Consider the following 3,049-nt stretch of genomic DNA (forward strand, 5'->3'; position numbering starts at 1 on the left):
GGCGCTGCAGGGGCTGGCCAAGATGAAGTCGCTGATGGACGCGGGCTATGCCCAAGGCGTGCTGCCTCCTCAGCAGCGGCCTGATTTGGGCGCGCTGCGAGCGTTAGGCTTTAGCGGCAGCAACAGCGAGATCCTCGCTCAAGCCGCGAAGCAAGCGCCGCAGCTGCTGCGGGCGGTATGTTCAGCCTCCAGCATGTGGACGGCTAACGCAGGCACAATTACCCCCAGCGTCGATGCACCGGATGGTCGGGTGCACTTTACCCCCGCCAACCTGCAATCCAGCTTTCATCGCTACCTAGAGCCGAAGACTACCGGCCGCGTGCTGCAAGCGATTTTTCGCGATGAGCAGCACTTTGCCCATCACCCGGTGCTGCCTGCCACGCCCGCATTTTCCGATGAAGGGGCGGCCAACCACACCCGCCTGTGCGGCGAGTATGGCGAGCCCGGCGTGCACCTGTTCGTGTATGGCCGACAGGCGTTTAGCGGCGGGCGGAACGAACCCAAGCGCTACCCCGCCCGGCAAACGCTGGAAGCCAGCCAGGCGGTGGCCCGCCAGCACGGGTTGAGCGACGCCCAGACCGTCTTTGCCCAGCAGCACCCGGAGGCCATCGATGCTGGGGTGTTCCACAACGATGTGATTGCTGTGGGCAACGGCCCGGTGCTGCTCTACCACGAAATGGCATTTCTCGATGAAGAGCGCACGCTGGACGAGCTGCGCGCCAAGATGAGCACGCCGCTGATTCCCGTTCGGGTGCCGATGGAAGCGGTGAGCATGGAAGACGCGGTGGCGTCGTACCTGTTCAACTCGCAACTGCTCTCCAACCCGGATGGCACCATGACGCTGGTGGTGCCCAGCGAGTGCCAAGAGCGCGAAGCCGTGTGGAACACGATTCAAAACTTCATCCTGGCGGGCAATAACCCTATTGGCGAAGTGATCGTTAAAGACGTTAAGCAAAGTATGCGCAACGGCGGCGGTCCCGCCTGCCTGCGCCTGCGGGTGGTGTTGTCGGAAGCCGAGCGCGCTGCGCTGACTGGCCGTGTACTGCTCAACGAGGCACTTTATAGCGACCTCACCGCCTGGGTGAACCGCCACTACCGCGACCGCCTCGCTACCGACGACTTGGCCGACCCGCAGCTCGCGACGGAGGTGCTCACCGCGCTGGATGAGCTGACGCAGCTGCTGAACATTGGCTCGGTGTATCCGTTTCAACAGGGGTAAGCGCCCTGCCAAACAACTCATCATGAGGTTTTCTCATGATGAGTTGAATTAATGTCGCTTTTCATTCATATGGTGGGTCTGGCATAAAGAACACATCCTCTTCGATGACGTGGCGCTAACGCCCGTCTATCGAAACGTCACACATGGCATCGAGCGCTGAGCTGCATTGGGGCGCCGTCGCCAATCTCGACCAACAGGGTGTTTGTTCGCGATGAGCTACGACTTTACCTTCGATATCAAGAGCGTCCGGTTCGACGAAAACTACCGTCCTGCCGAGAGCACGCGTACCACGACCAACTTCGCCAATCTGGCGAGAGGCGAGCGCTGCCAGGAAAACCTGCGTAACGCGCTGACCATGATCGACAATCGCTTCAATACCCTGGCCCATTGGGATAACCCCAAGGCAGATCGCTACGCCGTCGAGCTGGAGATCATTACCGGCGAGCTAAGCGTGGCGGCTGAAGGCGCTACCTTCCCGGCGATCGAGATGTTGAAGACGACCATCATCGATCGGCATCTCGACAAACGCATCGAGGGCATGACGGGGAACAACTTCTCCTCCTACGTCCGCGACTACGACTTCAGCGTGTGGCTCTCGGAGCACAACAAGGAGCGGTCGGAATTTGGTATTCCGGAGGGGTTTGGCGATCTTCACGGCAAGCTGTTCAAGCGTTTCGTCGACTCCGAGGCGTATCGATCCGTTGCCAGCAAGGCGCCGGTGATCTGTCTCAGCGTTTCCAGCAACAAGGTGTATCGTCAGACGGAAAATCGCCACCCGGTGCTGGGCGTCGAATACGTGAACGACACATCGTCACTCACGGATTTCTATTTCGCCAAGATGGGCCTGCAGGTGCGTTACTTCATGCCGCCCCATAGCGTGGCACCGCTGGCGTTCTACTTTTCCGGCGATCTGCTGGCCGATTACAGCGATCTCGAACTGATCAGCGCCATCAGCACCATGGAGACGTTCCAGAAGATCTATCGACCGGAAATTTACAACGCTAACTCGGCGGCAGGTAAGGTCTATCAACCGCATCTGACCCATCAGGACTACTCGTTGACCCGTATCGAGTACGACCGCGAAGAGCGTAGCCAGCTGGCCGTCGAGCAGGGCAAGTTTGCCGAGCGCTACTTCATCGAACCTTTCCGTCACGTGCTCGAGCGCTGGTCGGCCGATGTCGCCCTTTGATTCACTGTTTACCAAGGATATTGTTATGAAGACATTGCTGCCCACATCGACGGCCGGAAGCCTGCCCAAGCCCGCTTGGCTGGCCGAGCCAGAAAAACTCTGGTCGGACTGGAAGCTGCAGGGCGAGGAGCTGGCCCAAGGCAAGCAGGATGCACTGCGGATATCGCTGCACGATCAGCGCTTGGCGGGTATCGACATCGTCAGCGACGGTGAACAGACTCGCCAGCACTTCGTCACCACCTTCATCGAGCACTTGAACGGCGTTGATTTCGAGCAGCGCGAGATCGTCAAGATCCGCGACCGCTATGACGCCAGCGTTCCCTCGGTGGTGGGCCCCGTCTCGCGGGAAAAACCGGTCTTCGTCGAGGATGCCAAGTTCCTGCGCCAGCAGACCGACCAGCCGATTAAGTGGGCGCTGCCCGGGCCCATGACCATGGTCGATACGCTCTATGATGGCCACTACAAGAGCCGCGAAAAGCTGGCCTGGGAGTTCGCCAAGATCCTCAACCAGGAAGCCCGCGATCTGGCGGCGGCTGGCGTGGACATCATTCAGTTCGATGAGCCCGCCTTCAACGTTTTCTTCGATGAGGTGAACGACTGGGGCATCGCCGCCCTGGAGAAAGCCATCGAAGGGGTCGAGT

At 59.9% G+C, this 3,049-nt stretch carries 3 protein-coding genes; all 3 read left to right on the forward strand.

Features of this window, described 5'->3' with window-relative positions; genetic code table 11:
- Positions 1–1,219: N-succinylarginine dihydrolase (gene astB, locus Q0602_RS06730; protein WP_298840629.1), on the forward strand; the 1,219-nt coding region annotated here is incomplete at its 5' end.
- 211 nt (positions 1,220–1,430) lie between these two features.
- A complete protein-coding gene (locus Q0602_RS06735; protein WP_054641288.1) occupies positions 1,431–2,408 on the forward strand; it encodes a DUF1852 domain-containing protein in 978 nt (325 codons plus the stop codon).
- A 25-nt stretch (positions 2,409–2,433) separates the two neighbouring features.
- The coding region (locus tag Q0602_RS06740; protein ID WP_298840643.1) for a methionine synthase at positions 2,434–3,049 on the forward strand (616 nt) is incomplete at its 3' end.

The sequence above is a fragment of the uncultured Salinicola sp. genome, assembly GCF_937921195.1.
Classification (GTDB): domain Bacteria; phylum Pseudomonadota; class Gammaproteobacteria; order Pseudomonadales; family Halomonadaceae; genus Salinicola.

Bases quoted from the DNA above. Each gene is read 5' to 3' on its own strand.
- Q0602_RS06735 (WP_054641288.1), top strand. From the start codon at position 1,431: ATGAGCTACGACTTTACCTTCGATATCAAGAGCGTCCGGTTCGACGAA.